Below are 20,280 nucleotides of genomic sequence, written 5' to 3'. Positions count from 1 at the left end.
TCCCCCGGCACCATGCGCGGAGCATGCAATGGGCAATTCAAGAATTCTTTTCCTGCTGGCCATGGGTGCCGGCCTGAGGGCCGGAGGCCCCGTGGTGGAGCCACCGCCTCCCCGGTCCGACGCTTCGGCCACCGTCACGGTCACCGCGGAAGCCACCCCGGTGGAGCTGGTGCGGACCCCCAATCCCGTCCTCGTGGTGGACCGGGCCGCCATCGAGGCCCGGGGCGCCGACAACCTGGGCGACCTCCTCAGGATGCTGCTTCCGGGCCAGGTGTTCGCCTCGGGCGGGGTGGGCACCGCCGCCACCCTGAACCTGGGCGGGGGCCGGGCCCAGGACACGGTGGTGACCCTGGACGGCATCCGCCTCTCCGACGCCACGGGCCTGGGCGGGGTGAACCTCTCCATGGTCTCCCTGGCGGGCATCGAGCGCATCGAGGTGCAGCAGGGCCCCTGCTCCACGCGTTTCGGCTCGGACGCCCAGTCGGGGGTGGTGGCGCTCTACTCGGCGGGCCACGCCCGGGAGGGCCTCAGCGGACAGGTACGGGCCGGGGCCGGAAGCCAGGCCATCCGCCAGGGCCTCTTCGCGCCGGCCTACGGGTGGACTTCGGGCTGGGTGCGCGCCTCGGTGAGCGCGCAGCAGGAGGACGGCGCCACCGAAGCCGACCACCCCTTCCGTTCCTCGGGCGTCTTCCTGGGGGGGGGCCAGCAGCTGGGGTCCGACACCCTGCTTACCGCCAGCTACCGCAACGCCTTCGCGGGCGTGCCCGTTCCCATCACCTACGCGGACTACGGTTCCGGCAACCGGGACGCGTCCCAGTACGTCCCCTCCCGCCAGGATTTCAGCCGCACCGAGGTGGTCAGCGCCACGCTGCGCTCCACCCTGTCCCCGGCGCTCCTGGCGGAGCTGACCCTGGGGCAGGCGCTGCAGACGCGCCTGGAGCCAAACTACACCGACGGCGCCGCCACGGAGCGGTACACGAGCCGGCGGGACCAGGCCAACGGGGCCCTCACCTGGCGGGTGGACCGCACCACCACCCTCCAGGCCGGCTTCGACGCCTACCAGGAGACGGCCCGGTTCGCGGGCACCCTGGACCCGGCCAAGGGCCGCCACGTGGGGCTGTTCCTCGAGGACCAGACGGAGCTCACCGCCAGCCTGCGCGTGGTGGCGACGGTCCGCGCCGAGCAGGACCGGCTTACCTTCCCCGACGCCCCCGAAACCCGGGTGTCCCGCACCACCTGGAAGCTGGGGGCCAACTGGATCCTGGCGCCGGGGCTGCGGGCCTACGCCTCCGCGGGCACGGCCTTCGCGAACCCCCTGCTCTTCCAGACCATCTACAACGCCCAGTACCAGGGCCAGACCCTGGAGAACGAACGCAGCTTCACCACCCAGGCCGGCCTCACCTTCGGGAAGGGGCCCTGGACGGCGGGGCTGGAGCTCTCCCGCACCCGCTACGCCAACCTGGTGTACTTCGACGCCGACGGGGGGCAGTTCATCCCCACCTCCTGGGGCGGCTACTACTCGGGCATCTACCGCAACGGATCGGATTTGCGGCTCCAGTCCGCGCAGGTGACGGGGGGCTACCGCACCGAGGCCTGGAGCCTGCAGGGCTTCTACCGCAACCAGGAGTTCCGGGACGAGCGCGCCGCCCCCGGCGCACGGTTCTCCTCCGCGGCGGTGATCCGCAAGCCCTTCCAGTCCCTGGGGCTCAACGGCCACCGCACCTTCGGCGACCTCCGGCTCGAAGGCTGGTGGTCCTGGATCGGGCCACGCTACGACTACGGCCTGCCCACGGCCTTCAGGCAGCACTTCAACGACCTTGGCCTGAAGGCGACCCTGGCGCTGGGACCGGCCCTGGCCGTTTCCCTGAGGGGCGACCACCTGCTGCAGCCCCGCACGACCGTGGCCCAGTGGCTGGCCCGGGAGCGGGACTTCGAGAACGACGCCTCGCAGATCTTCGGGTTCCCAGCCCAGCCCCCGACGATGACGCTCGAGATGCGCTACCGTTTCTAGAAACCTTCCTGCGTGAAGGACACACCCTTGCACATGCGCCGCCTCCTGACCGTCCTCCTCCTCCCCGCCCTCCTGTGGGCGGGGGGGCCCACGCGGGTCGTGAGCCAGACGGTGGGCACCGACGAGCTCCTGGTGGCCCTGGCGGCCCCCGGCCAGATCGCGGCCCTGAGCCACCTGGCCCGGGACCCGGCCTTCACCCCGGACGTGCGCGTGAACGCGAAGTACCCCTGCCTGCGCACCGGGTCCGCGGAGGACGTCCTGCACTTCAGGCCGGGCCTGGTGCTGGCCGCGGCCTGGACGGCGCCCGAGACCCTGACCATCCTGCGCCGGGCCAAGGTGGATCTGGTGGTCGTGGAGCGCTTCGAGACCCTTGAGGACCTGTACCAGGCGGCGCGGAAGATCGGCGCGGCCCTGGGCCGCCGGGAACGCGCGGAGGAGCTCATCGGACAGTGGAAGGCGCGGGTGGCGGACCTGGACCGGCGGCTGAAGGGCGTGAGGCCCGTGCGGGTCCTGTCCGTGGGCCTCTACCCCTTCACGGCCGGCGCGGACACCACCTTCCAGGACCTGTGCGACCATGCCGGGGCCCTTAACGTCGCGGCCGAGCAGGGCATCCGGGGCCACCAGCCCACGCCGGGCGAGAAGGTGCTGACCTGGAAGGTGGACGTCCTGGTCACGGACAAAGGCGAACGCATGGCCGAGCGCCTCCGGGCGACGGCCCCGTACAAATACCTGGACGCGCTGCGCCGGGGGAACCTGGTGGAGGTGCCCGGACCCCTCATGTCGGCCACCAGCCAGGCCCGCATCGACGCCTACGAATTCCTGGCCCGCGCCCTGCACCCAGAGCGGTTCCGGTGAGGCGCCGGGCCGGGCTGGTCCTGGGACTGATCCTGCTGCTGGCGGTGGCGGGCTCCCTGGGGCTGGGCGACTCCAACCTCGGGCCCATGGCGCTCCTGAGGGCCCTGGCCGGCCGGGGCGACGCCCTGGACCGGACCATCCTCTGGGACCTGAGGCTGCCCCGGACCCTCGTGGGCATCGCGGTGGGGGCCGGTCTCGCGGCTTCGGGCGTGACCATGCAGGCCTTCTTCCGCAACCCCCTGGCGTCCCCGGGCCTCCTGGGCGTGAGCGCGGGGGGCGCCCTGGGGGCCGTTGCGGTGCTGGCCCTGGGCTGCCAGGCCAGCCTGCTCACCATGCCGCTGGCGGCCGTCGCCGGAGCCTTCCTGGCCACCGGCGCGGTCCTGGTGCTGGCCCGGCGCGGGGCGAGCCCCGAACACCTGCTGCTCTCGGGCGTGGCCCTGAACGCCTTCTTCGGGGCGGGCACCAGCTTCCTGCTGGCGATGTCCGCCGGCAAGTTCGAAGTGAGCGGCCAGATCCTCTTCTGGCTCATGGGCGGCATCGAGAACCGCACCTGGGAGCACGTGGCCATCGGCCTGCCCGGGGTGCTCCTGGGCTGCGCCCTCCTGCTGCCCCTGGGCCGGCCCATGAACCTCCTGAGCCTGGGCGAGCCCTCGGCCCAGAGCCTGGGGGTGGACGTGCGCCGCCTGCGGTGGCAGCTCATCGCGCTGTCCACGGTGCTCACGGCCCTGGCCACCGCGGTGGGCGGGGTGGTGGGCTTCGTGGGCCTGCTGGTGCCCCACCTCCTGCGTCTGGCGTTCGGTCCCGATCACCGGCGGCTCCTGCCTCTGTCCATGGTGGGCGGCGCCGCCCTGGTGCTCCTGTGCGACCTGCCCACGCGCTTCGTGCCGGGAGGCCTTCGCCTGGGGGCCATGACCGCCCTCGTCGGCGGGCCCTTCCTCCTCTGGATGCTGCGGCGGAACCCATGCTGAAGCCCGCCCTGGAGGCCGATGGCCTCACCCTGGGCACCCGCCTCCGGGAGGTGTCCGTGGCCCTGGAACCGGGCCGGATGGTGGCGGTGGTCGGCCCCAACGGCGCGGGGAAGTCCACGCTCCTCCAGGTGCTGGCGGGCCTCCTCCACGCGCGAGGGCGCATCCGTTGGCAGGGCCGGGACCTGGCCCGCATCCCCTTCCTCGAGCGGGGGAGGACCCTGAGCTGGCTGGGCCAGGAGAGCCATGCGGAGTTCGCGTTCCCCGTGCGGGAGGTGGTGGCCCAGGGGCGCCACGCCTGGGGCGACGACGGCCGCGGGGTGGAGGCCGCCCTGGAGGCCCTGGACATCCTGCACCTGGAGGCGCGTCCCATCACGGAGCTCAGCGGGGGCGAGAGGCGGCGGGTCTTCCTGGCCCGGGCCCTGGCCACCGGCGCCCCGCTTCAGTTGTGGGACGAGCCCGCCGCGAACCTGGACGTGCGCCACGCGCTGGAGGTGCTCCGGCTCGGCCGGGACCTGGCCAGCGCCGGATCGACGCTCCTGGTGAGCCTTCACGACCTGCGCACCGCCTTCCGCTTCGACGACGTGATGGTGCTGGACCAGGGACGGCTGGTGGGCTTCGGCCCGCCCGAAGCCATCCTCACCCCGGAACTCATCGCGGCCGTCTTCCGCGTGATGGCCGCTCCCGCCCAGGGTCTCGCCCTGGAACTTCCCTGACGAGGAATCCCATGCGCCTTCCGGCCCTGCCCGCCCTTGACCCGGCCTTCCGCGCAGCCGTGCTGCGGCACGTGGACGACCTCACAAAGCCCCTGGGGGCCCTGGGGCGCCTGGAAAGCCTGGGCGCGCAGCTGGCCTGGATCGCCGGCACCCTGCGCCCGGCCGATCCGGAGGCCTGCATCCTCACCTTCGGGGGGGACCACGGCCTCGCCCGCCACCAGGTGTCGGCGTACCCCCAGGAGGTGACGGTCCAGATGATGGCCAACATCGCCGGCGGCGGCGCGGCCGTCTCCGCCCTTTGCCGGGCCAACCGCATCCACCACCGGGTCGTGGATGTGGGCGTGGCGTCCCCCTGCCCCTTTCCCGGGGTGGCCCAGCGCAACGTCCTTCGGGGCACCCGGGACGCCCTGGCGGAACCGGCCATGACGCGGGCCGAGGCCGAGGCCACGGTGCAGGCGGGCCTGGACGAAGTGGCGCTCCTGCCGGCCCACCCTTTCGCCCTGCTGGGCGTGGGCGAGATGGGCATCGCCAACAGCTCCGTGGCCGCGATCCTGATGTGCGCCTTCACGGGCCTGGACCCCGCCGAGGCGGTGGGCCCCGGCACCGGTGTCGCGGGGGCGAGTCTGGGCCGCAAGATGGAGGTCATCCGCCAGGTGCTCGAGGCGCGCCGGCCGGACCCTTCGGATCCCATCGGCGCGCTGGCCGCGGTGGGCGGCGCCGAGTTCGGCGCCATGGCCGGGGCGATGCTCGGCGCGGCCGCGCGCGGCTGGGCGGTGATCGTGGACGGCTACATCGCCGGGGCCGCGGCCCTGGTGGCCCTGGCCCTGGACCCGCGCCTTGACGATTTCCTGGTGTGGAGCCACCGCAGCGCGGAACCCGGGGCCCGGCGCCTGCTGGAGCATCTGGGCAAGGAGCCCGTGCTGGACCTGGACCTGCGCCTGGGCGAAGGCACCGGAGCCGCGCTTGCGGTGCCCATCCTGCGCTCGGCCTGCGCGGTGGTGCGCGAGATGGCCACCTTCGCCGGCGCGGGCGTGAGCCGCCCATGATCCCGAGCCTGGTGGCCGCCATCCGCTTCCTCACCCGCGTCCCCATGCCGGGCCGGGCCACCCGCGTGGAGGACATCGCCGCGGGGGTGGGCTGGTTTCCCCTGGTGGGGGCGATGGTGGGGGGTGCGACCGCGGGCATCTTTGCGCTCGGGATGCGGGTCTGGCCCGCGCCCCTCGCGGGCGCCGTCGCGGTGGGCTGCGGCCTGATGATCACCGGCGGCTTCCACGAGGACGGGGCCACGGACGCCATGGACGGGCTGGGCGGAGGATGGACCCGGGAGCGGGTGCTGGAGATCATGAAGGACAGCCGCATCGGCGCCTACGGCGCCATGGCCCTGTGGGTGCTGCTGGCGGTGCGCTGGAGCGCGCTGGTGGCCCTGGACCGGAGGGCCCTGTGGGCCCTGCCCCTGGCCATGGTGTGGGGCCGGTGGTCCATCAGCGCGCTCATGGGGCTGCTGCCGCCGGTGGCTCCCGGCCTCGCGAAGGAAGTGGGGGGCGAAATGCGGTGGGGGCCCTTCCTGGGCGCCACCACGATCCTCCTGGCCGCGAATTTCCTGTGCCGGGGCCTCCCAGGCCTGGGCCGGGCCGCCCTGGCGGCCCTGGGGACCCTGGGCCTCTGGGCCCTGTACCTCAAGCGCCGCCTGGGGGGCCAGAGCGGGGACCTGCTGGGCGCGGGGAACCAGCTGGTGGAGGCGGCGGCCCTGCTGGCGCTGGTGGCGCGATGATGCCCCTCTACCTGCTCCGCCACGGGCCCACGGAGGCCGTGGCGAAGGGGGCGCCCCTGGGACGCCTGGACCTGCCCGTGACGCCCGAAGGCCGGGCCCAGTGGCCCCGGGTGAAGGCGGAGCTGCTTGCCCTGGGCATCCGCCGCGTGCTCACCTCCGACCTGGGCCGGGCCCGGGACCACGCCCTGGACCTGGGGCTGCCCTGCCTCGTGTTGCCGGGCCTCTCGGAACAGGCCTTCGGCGAATGGGAGGGCAGGCCCTGGGACGAGGTGGACGGCGCGGAGGGCTTCTTCCGGGACCCGGTCCGGGGCGTGCCCCCGGGCGGGGAGAGCTTCCTGGCCTGCTCGGGCCGGGCCCTGCTGGCGCTCCAGGGATCCCTGGACGGGGAGGGGGCGACCCTGGTGCTGGCCCACGGCGGACCCCTGCGGGCCATTCTGGCCCACTACATCGGCCTGCCCGCCACCCGCGCCCTGGACCTGTCCTGGCAGCCCTTCGGGCTCACGCGGGTGGACGCCTACGCCCCCGACCGCGGGGTGCTGCGGTTCCACAACCGGCTCGCGGGCTGACCGTGGGGCGGATCCTCTTCCTCACCGGACCCGTGCGCAGCGGCAAGAGCTCCTATGCGGTGGAGCGCGCCGCCGCCTGGGGGGAAGGCGTCGTCTTCGTGGCCACCTACCGTCCGGACCCCGCCGACGGAGAGATGCTCGAACGCGTGGCGCGCCACCGGGCCGGGCGCCCCGGGTGGCGCACCCTGGAGGCTCCGGCCCGGGTGTCCGAGGCCCTGGAACGCCTGGACCCCCCGCCCTCGGGCGTCGTGCTGGACTGCCTCACGCTCTGGCTGGGCGATCGCATGGAGGGGTCCGACGATGAGATCCTGCGGGCCTGGGACGAGGAACTGGCGGCCTTCGCCCGCAGCCCCTGGCCCATCGTCATCGTGGGCAACGAGTTGGGCTGGTGCCCCGTGCCGGCCGAGCCCGGGCTGCGGCGCTTCCGGGACCTGGCGGGGTGGCTGGGACAGGCCACGGCGAGGGCGGCGGACGAGGCCTGGCTCTTCGTCGCCGGATGCCCGTTGCGCCTGCGGTAGCTATCGCTGCAGCAGGTGTTTGGCCAGGGGGTTGCGGTGGTCCCAGCCGGCGATCTCCAGCACGGGGATCTCCGGTTCCTCCTGGGGCCAGCCGATGCAGAGGTAGCCGACCCAGCCCCAGGTGGGGGGCAGGTCCATGACCGCGCGCAGGCGCTCCGGTTCCAGGATGCTCACCCAGCCCACCCCCACGCCCTTGGCCCGGGCGGTGAGCCAGAGGTTCTGGATGGCGCACACGGCGGAGTCCCGCAGGGTCTCGGGCTGGGTCTGGCGGCCCAGGCCGTGGCCGGAATCGGGGTCCGTCTCCACGCACACCAGCAGGTGGATGGGGGCCTCCCTGAGCCCGGCCAGCTTGAGGCTTCGGTACAGGCGCGCCCGTTCGGAGTCGTAGCGCGCCGAGGCGGCGTCGTTGGCGCGCTGGAATTCGTCCACGACGGCCTGGCGCCGGGCGGGGTCGTCCACCCTCACGAAGCGCCAGGGCTGGGAGAGCCCGACGGAGGGCGCGTGATGGGCGGCCTCCAGCAGCTCGGTGAAGAGATCCTCGGGCACCGGGTCCGGCAGGAAGCGCCGCACGTCCCGCCGCAGGCGGAACAGCTCCTGGAGCTGGAACTGGAAGATGGGGGGGAAGGCCGGCATGGTCGGGCTGTCCTCGGCAGCTCAGCCCAGTGTAGTTCAATCCAGGGTGATGTCCCCGTTGACGGTCTTCAGTTGCAGGATGTTGGAGCCATCCCCGAACGAGGCTTCGAAGCTGCGCCGGGACACGTGCACGTCCTTGGCGCCTTCGCTCCTGATGCGCAGGTCGCCGTTGACGGTGGTGGCCCTGAGCCGGCCCTTCAGGCCCTGCGACGACAGCCTGATGGCGCCGTTGACGGTCTTGGCGCTGACCGGGCCTGTCAGGCCCCGGCCCGTGATGGCACCGTTGACGGTCTTGGCCTTGAGGGATCCCTGGAGCCCTTCCAGGGTGATCTCGCCGTTCACCGTCCTGCACTCGGCCGCGCCGGTGACGTCCTTGAGCTCCACGGGGCCGTTGACGGTCTCCAGGGTGGGGAGGGCGGAACGGGGGACCTTGAGGTCCATGTCGCAGGTCGGGCCCTTGCGGGACTCCCTGGGGTGCTCCCCGCGGATCTCCAGCCCGCCGCCCCGGGTTTCCAGCACGACCTTGACCTGCTCCCCGGAACGGGAGGGGGTGAAAGAGCCGGTGAACTCGACCTCGGAGCGGTCCCAGACGGTGACGCGGATGCGGCCGTTGACGTTGCGGACCTGGAGGGGCGCGCCCGGGGCCAGGGAGACGGTTCGCGTCTCCCTGGCGGCGGCGCCGGGAGCGGGCTGGACGACGACGGTCTGGGCTGCCAGAGGGGCGATGAGGATGAAGGCCGCGACAGGGGCAAGGAGATGCATGGTTCCCTCCGTTCGGTGGGGATACGGAGGGAACCGGGCCGGGTTTAACCCACGGGGTGGACCACCGTCAGCCAGGGGATCCCGAGGAAGATCAGGACCGCGATGAACAGGATCCCGAAGAAGAGTCCCAGCCCCCAGAAGGCCTTGGTGGAGATGTAGCCGCTGGCGTAGTACACGGGGCCGGGGCCTGTGGCGTAGGGGGTGATCACGCCCATGATGCCCAGGGCGAAGCACAGCAGGAGCGCGAAGGCCTTGGCGGGCATCCCGGGGATGGCCAGGCCCGAGGCCAGGACCACGGGCAGCACGGCGGCGGTGTGGGCCGTGAGGCTTGCGAAGAGGTAGTGCACGAAGAAGAAGAAGGCGACAAGGGCGCCCATCACCAGGATCGGAGAGAAGCCCGCCAGGTGCGCGGCGACGGCCTTGGCCACCCAGGTGACGAAGCCCACCTTGTTGAGGCCGTCGGCCATGGTCACGAGGGTCGCGAACCACACCAGGACGTTCCAGGCGGGCTTGTTGGCGAGGATGTCGTCCCAGGTCACCACCGCCAGCACGACCATGGCCGAGATCACGAAGAACACGACCGCCGTGGCGTCGATGAAATTGGAGCCGAACAGCGGCAGTCGGATGTTCTTGTTGGAGCCCACGATCCACAGGGCGACCGCGAGGATCACCAGGCACGCCATGGCCCCTTCCGAGAACTTGAACGCGCCCATCTTCTTGAGTTCGCCGGCGGCCCATGCCGGAGTTTCCTCGGACACCCGGACCTCGGGCGGATAGAGGAAATAGGTAAGGAGGGGGACCAGGGCCAGCAGCAGGATGCCCATGGGCAGGAAGCCCATGAACCAGTTCATCCAGGTGACGTCCATCTTGCCCACGGAGCGCAGGATGGCCAGGGCGGCCACGTTGGGCGCCAGGGAGGTGAGGAACATGGAACTGGTCACGCAGGTGGAGGCGAAGGCGGTCCACATGATGTACGAGCCGATCTTCCGGGCCGTGGGGCCGGGCTCGGAGCCGTAGAGAGCCGGGATGTTGCTGATTACCGGGAAGATCGTGCCGCCGCTGCGGGCCGTGTTGGAAGGGGTTCCGGGCGCGAGGACCAGGTCGGCCAGCATGATCGCGTAGCCCAGGCCCAGGGTGCGCCGGCCCAGGAGCTTGACCAGGAGCAGGGCGATGCGCCGCCCCAGGCCGCTCTTGGCGTACCCGATGGAGAAGATGAAGGCGCCGAAGATGAGCCAGACGGTCTTGTCCGAGAAGCCCGCCAGCGCCCACGCCACGGAGGCCGCGGGCGTCGGCGCCACGTAGCACATGATCGCGGCGAAGGAAATGCCGATGAACCCCACGGCCGCGGGTGGCAGGGGCTCCAGGATCAGGCCCAGGATCGTCGCCGCGAAGACGGCGAAGAAGTGCCAGGCCGCGGGCGTAAGGCCCGCTGGAACGGGAAGGAGCCTCAGGATGAGCCAGAAGAGGACTGGGCCGAGGGCCTTCATGACTTTCGTATTCATGGTTGCCTCCTGGATTTGCGTCCAGGATACTCCCGGCAAATTTGACTATGCGAACAACTTGATGGTCTCGTCGAGCTTCCTCAGGACGGCCAGGATCCGGAAGGGCTCGACGGGGAGGAAATCCACGGCGCCCGCAGCCAGGGCGCGGTTCCGCTTGAGGCCCTCGTCCTCGTCCGTGCCCACCAGGATGATGGGCAGGGCGCATTTTTCCTGCTCGACCACCTGCCGGGACAGCTCCAGGGGGCTGGCCAGGCGCAGGTGGTTGTGGATGAGGATCAGTTTCACCCGGCCCCACCCGGTTTCGTCGCCACCGAAGGGCTTGAGGAACGGGCGCACGGGGCCCGTGATGTAGTCGAGGCTGATCACCCCGAACTTCCGGCCCAGGGCTTCGGACATGTGCCGGGCGAACTCCTCCCGTTCCGTGAGGATGAGGATGGTGGGCTCGCGGTCGACCCAGAGCCGCGCCTGGGGCAGGTTGCTGCCCTTGGCCGGGGCCCGGCCCGATTCGAAGCTCTCCCGGTCGCGCTGGGCCTGGATGCGCTGCTGGGTGTCCAGCCACGTGCGGTACTGGCCCAGGAGGGTCTTGTCCACGCGCTCGGTGAACTTCATGCCCACGAAGTTCGCCCCGAAGTAGGCGACCCGGGCCGAAGCGGTCAGGAGCAGGCCGTCCTCCAGCGCCAGGTCCAGGGTGGACTCCTCGCCCATCCTCAGGACGTCCTCGATCTTCTGGGAGGGGTCCTTGAGCGCCAGTTCGAAGCCGTCGTTGCCGAAGCCCCGGATCTCGCCGTCGAGAACCGCGTTCCTGCTGTTGCTGAAGGTGACCGGGGGCGCGACGTCCGGGGCGAAGTGCGCGAGGCGGTTGTCGTCGGCGCGGCGCAGGGTCCGGGGCAGGGTGAAGGCGGCGCAGGGCACGCCTTCCAGGTCCGCGGGACCGACGAAGGCGATGACCGTCTCGTAGCGGAACCCCCGGTCGTCCAGGGTCATGGAGACGCTCTCGTCGGGCGCCAGCGCCCACGTCTCCAGGTCCTTGGGCCCAAGGCGGATCCCGATGCGGCCGGGTTCCTGGAAGAGGATCTGGAACATGCCGCGCTGGTCGCGGCAGCCCAGGGAGACCTTCATTCCGGCCACGCAGAGGCGCTGGAGCATCATGCGGATGGCGTAGGCGTTGTCGATGGTGCGGTCGGAGGCGTTCATGGGTCAGGCCGGAGGAAGCCATCGTTGGAGGGCGCTCTTGAGGTCCACGATGGTGATGGGCTTGGGAATGTAGTCGTCCATGCCGGCTTCCAGGCACCGTTCGCGGTCCCCCTGCATGGCGTTCGCGGTCATGGCGAGAATGGGGGTGCGGCGGTGCGCCCCCTCCCGCTCCCGGATGACTCGGGTGGCCTGGAAGCCATCCATCTCGGGCATCTGGCAGTCCATGAAGACCAGGTCGTAGGCCCCGGCCAGGACCATTTCCACCGCCTCCGCCCCGTTGTTGGCGACGTCGGCGGTGCACCCCAGCTTCCGGAGGATGGCCAGGGCGACCTTCTGGTTCACGGCGTTGTCTTCGGTCACCAGGAGGCGGGCACTGGACTGGGCGCCTGCCCAGGGCGTGGCTTCGGCCACGGCCGGCAGGGGCACGGCGTCCTTGCTGCGTTCGAGCAGCGCCTTGAGGTGGGACTTGCGCATGGGAAGGGGCAGGAATTCCGTGATGGGCAGGGAGGTGGGCTTGCGGGCCTCTTCCTGCTCGTAGAGCGAGTGGGCCATGATGAGGCGGAGGGCATCGAGGCCCGGGGCCGCGTGCACCGCCTGCAGGAACTCCATCATGCCGGCCTGGATGCCGCCTTCGGAGCCGAACACCAGGAGGGTCTTGTCGTCCAGGGGCGCGCAGCGCTCCCGCAGGAGGGCGAGCCCTTCCAGGCTGGGCTCCACGGTGGTCGTCGCGTAGCCCCACTCCTTGAGCTGGGCTTCCAGGACGCGGCCGGTGGCCGGTGGGAGGCCGGCCAGGAAGAAGCGGAAGGGCGCATCGGGCAGCCCCGTGTCCTGGGGTACGTCCTGGGCCTGGAACCGGGCCGAGAACCAGAACAGGCTCCCTTCCCCCTGGACGCTGTCGACCCCGATCCCGCCCTCCATGAGTTCGGCGATCCGCTTGCAGATGGCCAGCCCCAGGCCGGTGCCGCCGTACTTGCGCGTGGTGCTGGAGTCGCCCTGGTAGAAGGACTGGAAGAGCTTGCCGGCGACCTCGGGCGACATGCCGATGCCCGTGTCCTTCACTTCGAACCGGAGGAGCACGGAGGACGCGGTGCGCTCGGCCAGGACCACTCGGATGGTGACCGAACCGGATTCCGTGAACTTGAGCGCGTTGTCGGTGAGGTTCGAGAGCACCTGCCGCAGCCGCGTGGGATCGCCCAGGAGCTTGGTGGGCGCGTCCCCCTGGATCCACGTGGCCAATTCCACGCCCTTGCCGTGGGCCTTGAAGCCGAGGATGGCCAGGAGGTCGTCCAGCAGGCCCTGGAGGTCGAAGCCGATGCGCTCGAGCTCCATCTTCCCGGCCTCGATCTTCGAGAAGTCGAGGATGTCGTTGATCAGCCGCAGGAGCGTCGCGGCGCTGGTGCGGATGGTGGTGGCGTAGTCCATCTGCTCGCCGGAGAGCGTCGTGTTGAGGATCAGCTCGGTCATGCCGATGATGCCGTTCATGGGCGTGCGGATCTCGTGGCTCATGTTGGCCAGGAATTCCGACTTGAGCCCGGCCAGTTGCACCGCCTCGTCCCGGGCCTGGCTGAGTTCCCAGTTCTTCATCTCCATGTCCAGGGCGGCCTGGGCCAGCTGGGCCTCGGAGCGCTTGCGTTCCGTGATGTCGTGGAAGAGCCAGAAGTGGCCGAAGAGATCCTCGCCCGCGTCGATGGGCACGAAGTCCATGGACAGCACGCGGCCGTCGGCGAGGGGGATCTCGAGGCCGGTGGTGACCTTGCGCTCGGCCAGCAGGGAGGATTGCAACTCGAGGAGGTCGGCCGGGTAGAGGAAGGCGTCCAGGCCCATCTCCAGGAGTTCGATGGCCTCGCTGCCGGCGAGGAGATGGGGCGGGGCGGGGATGTTGAACATCCGGCAGAAGGCCTCGTTGATGAGCGCGATGGTGCGGTGCTCGGTCTCCACCAGGATGGCGCCCTGCATGTTCTCGATGAGGGCGCGCAGGCGCGAGGTGAGGGTGTTGAGGGCGGTCTGGGCCAGCTTGCGTTCCGTGATGTCGTTCATGGTGCCGGAGACGCCGATGACGACACCCTCGGAGTCGGTGGTGATGCGCGTGTACATCTCCACCCAGAAGTAGGCGCCCTCCCGCTTTCGGAACTGGAACTCCCCCCGCACCGTGTCCTCCCCGGTCTCCAGGGCGTAGGTGAGCATGTTCAGGTACCGGCCCTTGTCCAGGGGATGCATGTTGCCCAGGAAGGGCTGCCCGAGGCTCTCCTCCACGGAGAAGCCCGTGATCGCGCGCCAGGCGGGATTGAGGAAGGACCAGTTGCCGTCCCGGTCGATCTGGAAAAGCACCTCGCGCAGGTGGTCCACCAGGGACCGGTACCGCGCCAGCTCCGCCGCGGCGGGTCCCGCCGAAAGCCCCTCGTTCATCGACTCCAGGAACGCGGTCCAGGCCGGACCCGCCGGGAGCGGGGCGCCCGAGGCTTCCAGATTCGCCATGTGCTGGGCGAGCAGAGGGTGCATTTCCATGGCGGCAATCGATTCCGGCGTGAGAAAAGGAATCCATCCATACTATCGGTAGGGCCGCTGAAAACCAGGACGGGCGTGCCGGCCCGGAAAAAAATTCTTGTTTTTTTCGCTTTTTGCCCCCATCCTTGGGTAGCCGGTCCCGAACCGTCCCCCGACGCGAATATCCCCCCCTTCCGTTCCCCGGAGCTTCCATGGCCACTGCCAATGATCAGGACGACCGCCTCAAGGTCTTGAACCGCACCCTCGCGGAAATCGAGCGGGCCTTCGGCAAGGGCTCGATCATGAAGCTCGGCGAGCAGCACAACGTCGACGGGATCGAGGTGATCTCCACCGGTTCCATTTCCCTGGACGCCGCCCTGGGCGTGGGCGGCGTGCCCAAGGGCCGGGTGGTGGAGGTGTACGGCCCCGAGGCCAGCGGCAAGACGACCCTGGCCCTGCACATGGTGGCGCAGGCCCAGAAGAAGGGAGGGCTGGCCGCCTACATCGACGCCGAGCACGCCCTGGATCCGGATTACGCCCGCAAGCTCGGCGTGGACATCGACAACCTCTTCATCAGCCAGCCCGACAGTGGTGAGCAGGCGCTTGAGATCTGCGATCAGCTGGTGCGCAGCGGCGCCCTGGACATCATCGTCATCGACTCGGTGGCAGCCCTGGTGCCCAAGGCCGAGATCGACGGGGAGATGGGCGAAATGCAGGTCGGCCTGCAGGCGCGGCTCATGAGCCAGGCCCTGCGGAAGATGACCGCCTCCATCAGCCGCACCAACACCTGCGTCGTGTTCATCAACCAGATCCGAATGAAGATCGGCGTGATGTTCGGCAACCCGGAAACCACCAGCGGCGGCAACGCGCTGAAGTTCTACGCCTCCGTCCGCCTGGACGTGCGCAGCATCCAGAGCATCAAGGGCAACACGGGGGATCCCCTCGTGGCGGCCAAGGATGAGGACTCCTCCGTGGTGGGCAAGAAGACCAAGGTCAAGGTGGTGAAGAACAAGGTCGCGCCGCCCCTGAAGATCGCGACGTTCGACATCATGTACGGCGAAGGCATCAGCCGCATGTCGGAACTGGTGGAGCTGGGCACCCAGCTGGAAATCATCCAGAAGAGCGGATCCTGGTACAGCTACAAGGACTCCCGCCTGGGCCAGGGCGCCGACAACGTCAAGAAGCTGCTCGCCGACAACCCTGAGCTTGCCGATGAAATCGAGGCCCTGATCCGCGCGAAGGTCGGACTGAGGCCCAGCTAGCGGCCAGCAGGGATTCCGGCGGGCGCGTCCCAACCCGGTGCGGGGGGCATCGGGCGGGGAGCCTGCGCCCGCCGGGATCCCGCTGGCTGCCTTGGGGGGGGGCCGCTCAGGGATTCAGGTCCTGTTCCATTTCTGGCGCCAGGGCCCTGATGCGGGCCAAGGCCTCCTCGGCCAGTCCAGGGTGCCTGGCGCGGACGGAGACCTTGTAGAGCTCGCCCCACCACTCCGCGCGGAACGGCTCGTAGCGCAGGGCTAGGCGGTAGTGAGCCATCGCCGCGGGGAGCCGCCCGAGGCTCTGCTCGCAGAAGGCCAGGCGCGCCCAGGCGATGGCTTGGTCGCCAAGCAATTGAAGGCCGCGCTCGAGGGTCAGCGCAGCCTCTTCAAAGGCGCGGGTGTTGACCAGGCTCGCCCCGAGGTTGAGCCAGGCGAGGCCATAGCCGGGGTCGGCCTCCAGGGCCCGCCGGAAGGCGGCATGGGCTTCCGGGAAGCGGTTGAGGGTGTCCAGTTCGGCGCCCAGGTTGTTCCAGGCCCGGGCGTGGTGGGGGTCCAGGGTCACGGCGCGCCCGTAGGCGGCCAGGGCTGACTCGCGCAGGGCCGCGTCCTCCGGCTCCCGGCGGAGGCTCTGGTCCAGGGCCGTGCCCCTGCTGAACCACGCATCGGGGCTTTCCGGGGATTCCTGCACCCACCAACGGGTGAGATTGTTCCAGTTGGCCTCGTTGCGAGGTTCCTGCTGCATCAGGTCCCCGAAATCCACCAGCAGGCGGTCCACCACCACCAGGGGACAGGCCAGGCTCGGCATCACGGAGCGGTCCTGGATGAGAGCGAGCACCCAATCCACGGGGACCGCGAAATCGACACCTGCATTCCGGAACAGGCCAAAGGTGGTGATGCCCGCAAGGCGGCCATCCGCGGTGAACAAACCTCCTCCACTGGAACCAGGCCGGTTGTGGGTGTCGGTCTGGATGAGGAAGTCACCTCGGAAGGTCCAGAGGGCGGTGACTCGGCCCGATTCCGAACGTACGCCATGGCCTCCGGGATACCCCAGCGCCAGGACGGGAAGGCCCTGGCGCAGAGCGCCCGGAGCGACAGGAACGGCGGGGGGGAGCGGCAGGCCCGGCAGGCTGAGAAGGACGAGGTCCCGGTCGGCGGCGAGGCACAGCGCCTCGGCCTGCCAGGTACGGTCGCCCTTCAGGACCCGGATGCGGTAGGCGTTCTTCACCACGTGGGCGTTGGTGGCCACAAAGCCCTGTCCCAGGACGACGCCGCTGCCCTGCTGGAACTGGCCAGGGGCCGTTTCGGCCTGGACGAGGACGACGCTCCTGGCCGCCTGGTCCAGTCCCGGGTCTCCGGTCTGTGCGCCAAGGCTGCAGGCCAGGGCTAGGATGGCCAGAGCCGGGCGGAGCATCAGTCGTCGTTCTGGACGCCCAGGCTCAGGCCGCGGAGGTGCGCGGGCACAGGGCTCGAGGCCTGGCCCGAAAGGGCGCCTGGGTTCGCCTGGTTGGCCATGGCGGCCGTGCTGGGCCGGGGGGCCGCTGCCGGATTCGCGCCCTTGATGAGGGCGGCCATCTGCTCGCCAGTGGCGAAGCATTCCAGCCGGTCCAGTTCCTGGAGCGTCGGGAAGCCTTCGTACCGGAGGCGCCGGGGCCCCCAGATGTCCACGGGGGTGCCGTGCAGCGAGGTGATGCGCGGCAGGGTCTGCCGGAAGTAGATGCCCAGGGGCTTGCCGTCGGCACCGACGAAGGCGACCAGATCGGTTTCGGGAAGGAGGGTGGGCGCGCCTTCCTGCCACGTGGCCAGGCTCACGGAGCGCCCCTGCTGGGTGCGCAGGAGGCCCATGGCCGCGGACACGCCCAGGGCGGCCGGGAGGTGGGGTTCCTGGGCGCGGTAGGCCTCCATCAGGTCGCCCTGGCGAAGCTCGCGCTGGGGCTGGGCGATGGGGTGGGGGTCCTGCAGGTTGGCGGGGAGCAGGTGGTGCTCCACCTGCTGGAAGATGGTGCCGGCGAGACGCCGCCCGGGCCCGGCCAGGCCCGCTGCGATGCCCTCCACCAGCTTGGGCAGGATCACCTGCGGGGCCAGCAGCAGGCAGTCCTCGTTGGGAACGGCCACGAAGGTGTTTTGTCCGGGAAAGAGGCCCGCCCACAGTTCGGGCAGAAGGAGCCGGGCCGAGGCCCGGCCGTCCTCGAACTCGGCCTTGTAGATGCCGGAGGGCAGGCGCTTGAAGGGCTTCCCCTTGGATTTCTCGCGCAGCTGGTCCATGGCCCGTTCGGTCACATCCTCGGCCCCCAGGCCCCAAAGGACCAGCCAGGGCGCGGGCATCACCTGGCCGCAAACCCGGATGCGCATGGCCAGGCCATCGATGTAGGGGCGGTAATGGAGGCCATCCCGCTCGGCCATCCAAAGGGGCACCACCTCGGGCTGGAGGTCGTACTGGGCATCCAGCCAATCGGGAGGAAGCGGCCAGCCACCCGCAACGGTGGCCGCCAGGGCGTCCGCCCAGTGTCCGCGCTCCTCGCCCTTGAGGTGCTGGAATTCACCCTTGAAGGGTTCGAGGCCGGGCAGGTCCGTGGAAATTCCTCGGGCGGCCAGCAGGTCTTCGAGGGAGGGAAGGGGGGTGCGATCAGGGGTGGAGAAGAGACGCGAAAAAAAGGCCATGTGTTTCCCGGGGATGAAATTCCATTTTGACCAAGTTGGCATGCCGCTTTGACGTAATCTGGAGCCATGAGGGCACTGGACTCCCTGGACCGGCCGATGAAGGCCTTGCGCATATCGGTGACGGACCGGTGCAATTTCCGGTGCCCCTACTGCATGCCAAGGGACAAGTTCGGCTCGGACTTCCAGTTCCTGGATCGGAAGGAAATCCTCACCTTCGAGGAGATGATACGCCTGGTGCGGCTCTTTGTCTCTGCGGGGGTCGAAAAGGTGCGGCTCACGGGGGGCGAGCCGCTCCTGCGCCAGGACCTGCCGCTCCTGGTGGAAGGGTTGCGCGCCATCCCCGGCCTCCGGGAAATCACGCTTACAACGAATGGATCATTGCTTGCGACCCAGGCAGCCCCCCTGCGCAAGGCGGGCCTCGACCGGTTGACCATGAGCCTGGATACGCTGGACCCGGAGCGATTCCGGTCCATGTCCGACGCGTCGGTGCCCCTGGAACAGGTGCTGGAGGGCCTTCGCGCCGCGGGCGAGGCGGGTTTCCGGAACATCAAGCTCAACTGCGTGCTCAAGCGGGGCGTGAACGAAGACGACGTGCTGCCCCTCGCGGCCTTCGCGCGGGAGCGGGGGCACCATTTGCGTTTCATCGAGTTCATGGATGTCGGCACCGGAAACGGCTGGTGCATGGACAGCGTGGTGCCCTCCGCGGAGGTGGCCGAGCGCATCGGCGCGAACTGGCCCCTGGAGCGGGTCCATGCCCTGGACGCCGGCTGCGTGGCCCGGCATTACCGCTACCTGGACGGCGGAGGCTGGCTGGGCCTCATCTCTTCGGTGACGGAACCCTTCTGCGCGGGCTGCGACAGGGCCCGGCTCTCCGCCGAGGGTTCGCTCTACACCTGCCTGTTCGCCTCCCGGGGCCTGGACCTCAAGACCGCCCTGCGGGCGGGCGCGGACGATCCCCAGCTCCTGGGCCTGATCCTGGAACGGTGGCGGGTGCGGGACGACCGCTATTCGGAGCTGAGGACCCTGGGCACCTCCCCCCGGACCCGGGTTGAAATGTTCCACATCGGCGGGTGAAAATTATTTTCCGCCTGATAATCTAGGTGCATGATCACCCCCAAGCACACCCTGGTAGCAAGGATCCACGGCGCGAAGGGGCTGTCGTCAAGCCAACGCCGCATCGCGGACTGCGTGCTGGGCCGCATGGGCGAGGCGGCCTTCTGGGGCGTGGAGGAAATGGCCGAGCGAAGCCAGTCGAGCGTCGCCACGGTGGTGCGTTTCGCCCAGAAGCTGGGCTACTCGGGTTTCATGGAACTGCGCCAGGCCCTGGTCGCCCAGGCGAAGAAGCGTTCGTACGGCGGAGAGCGGCTCCTCCAGGCCCCCGAGGAGGCCGCGGCCACCCTCCTGGAAGTGGCCCGGCGGGACGTGCAGAACATCGAGCAGATGGTCCACGGGGTGAACGAACAGCTGCTGCAGGACGTGGTGCGCAGCCTGCGGGAGGCCCGGCACCGGGTGGTGATCGGGCGGGGCGTATCCCAGCTCATGGCCAGCCAGCTGGCCTACCTCCTGACCCAGGCGGGCCTTCCCACCGTGGAGGGGAGCCCGGCGGACTTCGCGGCCCAGGCCTCCAACCTGGGGGCCGGGGACCTGCTGGTGGCCTTCAGCTTCCACCCCTATTCCACCGAAACCCTGGACGCCACCGGCTACGCCCGCAAGCGCGGCCTGCGGATCCTCGCCTTCACCGACAAGCTGGGATCCCCCGTCACCCGCCTGGCCGACCACACCATTCCGGTGGCGGGTGAGAACCTGCTGTATTCCCACAGCATGGCGGCCTTCTCGGTGCTCGCCCACGGCATCGCCACGGCCCTGGCGGCCAGCGACCGGGACCAGGCCATCAAGCGCGTGCGCGAGGCGGACCGCGTGGCCCGTCCCCAGTTCGTCAAAGACGAGTGAGCGCTTCCTGGAGGCAGGCCTCCCATACCTCGTCCGACGCTTCCTCCAGGTAGATCTCCACGGCGTTGCCGGCGGGGCGGGCCTCGGGGTGGGCGGACCAGTCGTCGAACAGGGCATCCAGACCGCTGCGGTCCAGGGACTTGTCCCGGTGGCGGTGGGACTTGCGGATCCGGTCCGGATCCGGGCCCCGCAGGGAGAGTCCGTGGCGGGGTGCGGCGTGGAAGGTGAAGACGGCGGACCAGGTGGCGCCGATGAGCTGATTGAAGTGGAGGAAGGCGCCGTGGTTGGAATGGGTGGTCGTCAGGCTGCGCTTGGGGCCCGTCCACAGGGCCGTCCAGCGCAGGAGGATGGCTTCGGCGCGCTTGCGTTCCGACGCGTGCTTGAGGGCCCCCTGGGCCTTGGTGAAAAAGAAATTAAGGTCTTCCAACTTATACGCTCC

General features: G+C 70.1%; 19 protein-coding genes. 11 read left to right on the top strand and 8 right to left on the bottom strand.

Features of this window, described 5'->3' with window-relative positions:
• The first annotated feature begins 28 nt into the window (after window positions 1-28).
• Genes ACZ5LB_RS14765 through ACZ5LB_RS14730 form a run of 8 tightly spaced genes read left to right on the top strand, consistent with a single transcriptional unit; the run spans window position 29 to window position 7,402 of the window.
• A complete protein-coding gene (locus ACZ5LB_RS14765) occupies window positions 29-2,011 on the top strand; it encodes a TonB-dependent receptor plug domain-containing protein (protein WP_464602973.1) in 1,983 nt (660 codons plus the stop codon).
• A gap of 33 nt (window positions 2,012-2,044) precedes the next feature.
• A complete protein-coding gene (locus ACZ5LB_RS14760) occupies window positions 2,045-2,866 on the top strand; it encodes an ABC transporter substrate-binding protein (protein ID WP_464602972.1) in 822 nt (273 codons plus the stop codon).
• Entirely contained in the window at window positions 2,863-3,834 is a 972-nt protein-coding gene (locus ACZ5LB_RS14755; RefSeq protein ID WP_464602971.1) for a FecCD family ABC transporter permease, read from the top strand. The genes ACZ5LB_RS14760 and ACZ5LB_RS14755 overlap by 4 nt, the downstream gene beginning before the upstream one ends.
• On the top strand, window positions 3,828-4,547 hold the full coding sequence (locus ACZ5LB_RS14750; protein WP_464602970.1) for an ABC transporter ATP-binding protein: 720 nt from the start codon (window positions 3,828-3,830) through the stop codon (window positions 4,545-4,547). Before ACZ5LB_RS14755 ends, ACZ5LB_RS14750 begins: the two co-directional genes overlap by 7 nt.
• Before the next feature lie 11 nt (window positions 4,548-4,558).
• Window positions 4,559-5,593 carry a nicotinate-nucleotide--dimethylbenzimidazole phosphoribosyltransferase gene (gene cobT, locus ACZ5LB_RS14745; protein ID WP_464602969.1) on the top strand — a complete coding sequence of 345 codons (1,035 nt, stop codon included), beginning with the start codon at window positions 4,559-4,561 and terminating at the stop codon, window positions 5,591-5,593.
• Window positions 5,590-6,318 (top strand): adenosylcobinamide-GDP ribazoletransferase, encoded by a 729-nt coding sequence (gene cobS, locus ACZ5LB_RS14740; protein ID WP_464602968.1) that lies wholly within the window; start codon window positions 5,590-5,592, stop codon window positions 6,316-6,318. Before cobT ends, cobS begins: the two co-directional genes overlap by 4 nt.
• Window positions 6,315-6,884, top strand: a complete 570-nt coding sequence (locus ACZ5LB_RS14735; protein ID WP_464602967.1) for a histidine phosphatase family protein — start codon at window positions 6,315-6,317, stop codon at window positions 6,882-6,884. Before cobS ends, ACZ5LB_RS14735 begins: the two co-directional genes overlap by 4 nt.
• A gap of 2 nt (window positions 6,885-6,886) precedes the next feature.
• Window positions 6,887-7,402, top strand: coding sequence for a bifunctional adenosylcobinamide kinase/adenosylcobinamide-phosphate guanylyltransferase (locus tag ACZ5LB_RS14730; protein WP_464602966.1), 516 nt, complete (start codon window positions 6,887-6,889; stop codon window positions 7,400-7,402).
• Here the strand turns inward: ACZ5LB_RS14730 and bluB are convergent, their stop codons facing one another.
• The 5 genes from bluB to ACZ5LB_RS14705 are packed head-to-tail and all read right to left on the bottom strand — an operon-like array spanning window position 7,403 to window position 13,998.
• Complete coding sequence (gene bluB / locus ACZ5LB_RS14725) at window positions 7,403-8,035, bottom strand: 5,6-dimethylbenzimidazole synthase (protein WP_464602965.1); 633 nt, start codon at window positions 8,033-8,035, stop codon at window positions 7,403-7,405.
• A 36-nt stretch (window positions 8,036-8,071) separates the two neighbouring features.
• Window positions 8,072-8,797, bottom strand: a complete 726-nt coding sequence (locus ACZ5LB_RS14720; RefSeq protein WP_464602964.1) for a DUF4097 family beta strand repeat-containing protein — start codon at window positions 8,795-8,797, stop codon at window positions 8,072-8,074.
• Between the two features lie 44 nt (window positions 8,798-8,841).
• Window positions 8,842-10,299, bottom strand: coding sequence for an anion permease (locus ACZ5LB_RS14715; RefSeq protein WP_464602963.1), 1,458 nt, complete (start codon window positions 10,297-10,299; stop codon window positions 8,842-8,844).
• A 45-nt stretch (window positions 10,300-10,344) separates the two neighbouring features.
• Window positions 10,345-11,493: a response regulator gene (locus tag ACZ5LB_RS14710; protein ID WP_464602962.1), complete on the bottom strand. Its 1,149-nt coding sequence runs from the start codon at window positions 11,491-11,493 to the stop codon at window positions 10,345-10,347.
• 3 nt (window positions 11,494-11,496) lie between these two features.
• A complete protein-coding gene (locus ACZ5LB_RS14705; RefSeq protein WP_464602961.1) occupies window positions 11,497-13,998 on the bottom strand; it encodes an ATP-binding protein in 2,502 nt (833 codons plus the stop codon).
• 191 nt (window positions 13,999-14,189) lie between these two features.
• Between ACZ5LB_RS14705 and recA the strand changes: the two genes are divergently transcribed.
• Entirely contained in the window at window positions 14,190-15,239 is a 1,050-nt protein-coding gene (recA, locus tag ACZ5LB_RS14700) for a recombinase RecA (RefSeq protein WP_464602960.1), read from the top strand.
• 106 nt (window positions 15,240-15,345) lie between these two features.
• Here recA and ACZ5LB_RS14695 read toward each other — a convergent pair whose 3' ends face one another.
• Together ACZ5LB_RS14695 and ACZ5LB_RS14690 are read right to left on the bottom strand one after the other, a co-directional pair.
• Window positions 15,346-16,644 (bottom strand): trypsin-like peptidase domain-containing protein, encoded by a 1,299-nt coding sequence (locus ACZ5LB_RS14695; protein ID WP_464602959.1) that lies wholly within the window; start codon window positions 16,642-16,644, stop codon window positions 15,346-15,348.
• A complete protein-coding gene (locus tag ACZ5LB_RS14690; protein ID WP_464602958.1) occupies window positions 16,644-17,891 on the bottom strand; it encodes a DUF1444 domain-containing protein in 1,248 nt (415 codons plus the stop codon). Before ACZ5LB_RS14690 ends, ACZ5LB_RS14695 begins: the two co-directional genes overlap by 1 nt.
• Window positions 17,892-17,957: 66 nt before the next feature.
• Between ACZ5LB_RS14690 and moaA the strand changes: the two genes are divergently transcribed.
• Complete coding sequence (gene moaA / locus ACZ5LB_RS14685; protein WP_464602957.1) at window positions 17,958-18,965, top strand: GTP 3',8-cyclase MoaA; 1,008 nt, start codon at window positions 17,958-17,960, stop codon at window positions 18,963-18,965.
• A gap of 30 nt (window positions 18,966-18,995) precedes the next feature.
• Window positions 18,996-19,841: a MurR/RpiR family transcriptional regulator gene (locus ACZ5LB_RS14680; RefSeq protein WP_464602956.1), complete on the top strand. Its 846-nt coding sequence runs from the start codon at window positions 18,996-18,998 to the stop codon at window positions 19,839-19,841.
• On the opposite strand, the gene ACZ5LB_RS14675 is transcribed toward ACZ5LB_RS14680, so the two are convergent.
• Window positions 19,828-20,268 (bottom strand): hypothetical protein, encoded by a 441-nt coding sequence (locus ACZ5LB_RS14675; protein WP_464602955.1) that lies wholly within the window; start codon window positions 20,266-20,268, stop codon window positions 19,828-19,830. The genes ACZ5LB_RS14680 and ACZ5LB_RS14675 overlap by 14 nt on opposite strands.
• Window positions 20,269-20,280: the final 12 nt, after the last annotated feature.

Source organism: Mesoterricola sp. MK458 (assembly GCF_055384935.1).
Note: the sequence above shows the minus strand (reverse complement) of the source record. Positions and strands in the feature narration are given on the sequence as shown.

Coding starts and splice junctions, on each gene's coding strand:
- ACZ5LB_RS14765 (WP_464602973.1), top strand. CDS start 29: ATGGGCAATTCAAGAATTCTTTTCCTGCTGGCCATGGGTGCCGGCCTG.
- ACZ5LB_RS14760 (WP_464602972.1), top strand. CDS start 2,045: ATGCGCCGCCTCCTGACCGTCCTCCTCCTCCCCGCCCTCCTGTGGGCG.
- ACZ5LB_RS14750 (WP_464602970.1), top strand. CDS start 3,828: ATGCTGAAGCCCGCCCTGGAGGCCGATGGCCTCACCCTGGGCACCCGC.
- cobT (WP_464602969.1), top strand. CDS start 4,559: ATGCGCCTTCCGGCCCTGCCCGCCCTTGACCCGGCCTTCCGCGCAGCC.
- cobS (WP_464602968.1), top strand. CDS start 5,590: ATGATCCCGAGCCTGGTGGCCGCCATCCGCTTCCTCACCCGCGTCCCC.
- ACZ5LB_RS14735 (WP_464602967.1), top strand. CDS start 6,315: ATGATGCCCCTCTACCTGCTCCGCCACGGGCCCACGGAGGCCGTGGCG.
- bluB (WP_464602965.1), bottom strand. CDS start 8,035: ATGCCGGCCTTCCCCCCCATCTTCCAGTTCCAGCTCCAGGAGCTGTTC.
- ACZ5LB_RS14720 (WP_464602964.1), bottom strand. CDS start 8,797: ATGCATCTCCTTGCCCCTGTCGCGGCCTTCATCCTCATCGCCCCTCTG.
- ACZ5LB_RS14715 (WP_464602963.1), bottom strand. CDS start 10,299: ATGAATACGAAAGTCATGAAGGCCCTCGGCCCAGTCCTCTTCTGGCTC.
- ACZ5LB_RS14710 (WP_464602962.1), bottom strand. CDS start 11,493: ATGAACGCCTCCGACCGCACCATCGACAACGCCTACGCCATCCGCATG.
- ACZ5LB_RS14705 (WP_464602961.1), bottom strand. CDS start 13,998: ATGGAAATGCACCCTCTGCTCGCCCAGCACATGGCGAATCTGGAAGCC.
- recA (WP_464602960.1), top strand. CDS start 14,190: ATGGCCACTGCCAATGATCAGGACGACCGCCTCAAGGTCTTGAACCGC.
- ACZ5LB_RS14695 (WP_464602959.1), bottom strand. CDS start 16,644: ATGCTCCGCCCGGCTCTGGCCATCCTAGCCCTGGCCTGCAGCCTTGGC.
- ACZ5LB_RS14690 (WP_464602958.1), bottom strand. CDS start 17,891: ATGGCCTTTTTTTCGCGTCTCTTCTCCACCCCTGATCGCACCCCCCTT.
- moaA (WP_464602957.1), top strand. CDS start 17,958: ATGAGGGCACTGGACTCCCTGGACCGGCCGATGAAGGCCTTGCGCATA.
- ACZ5LB_RS14680 (WP_464602956.1), top strand. CDS start 18,996: ATGATCACCCCCAAGCACACCCTGGTAGCAAGGATCCACGGCGCGAAG.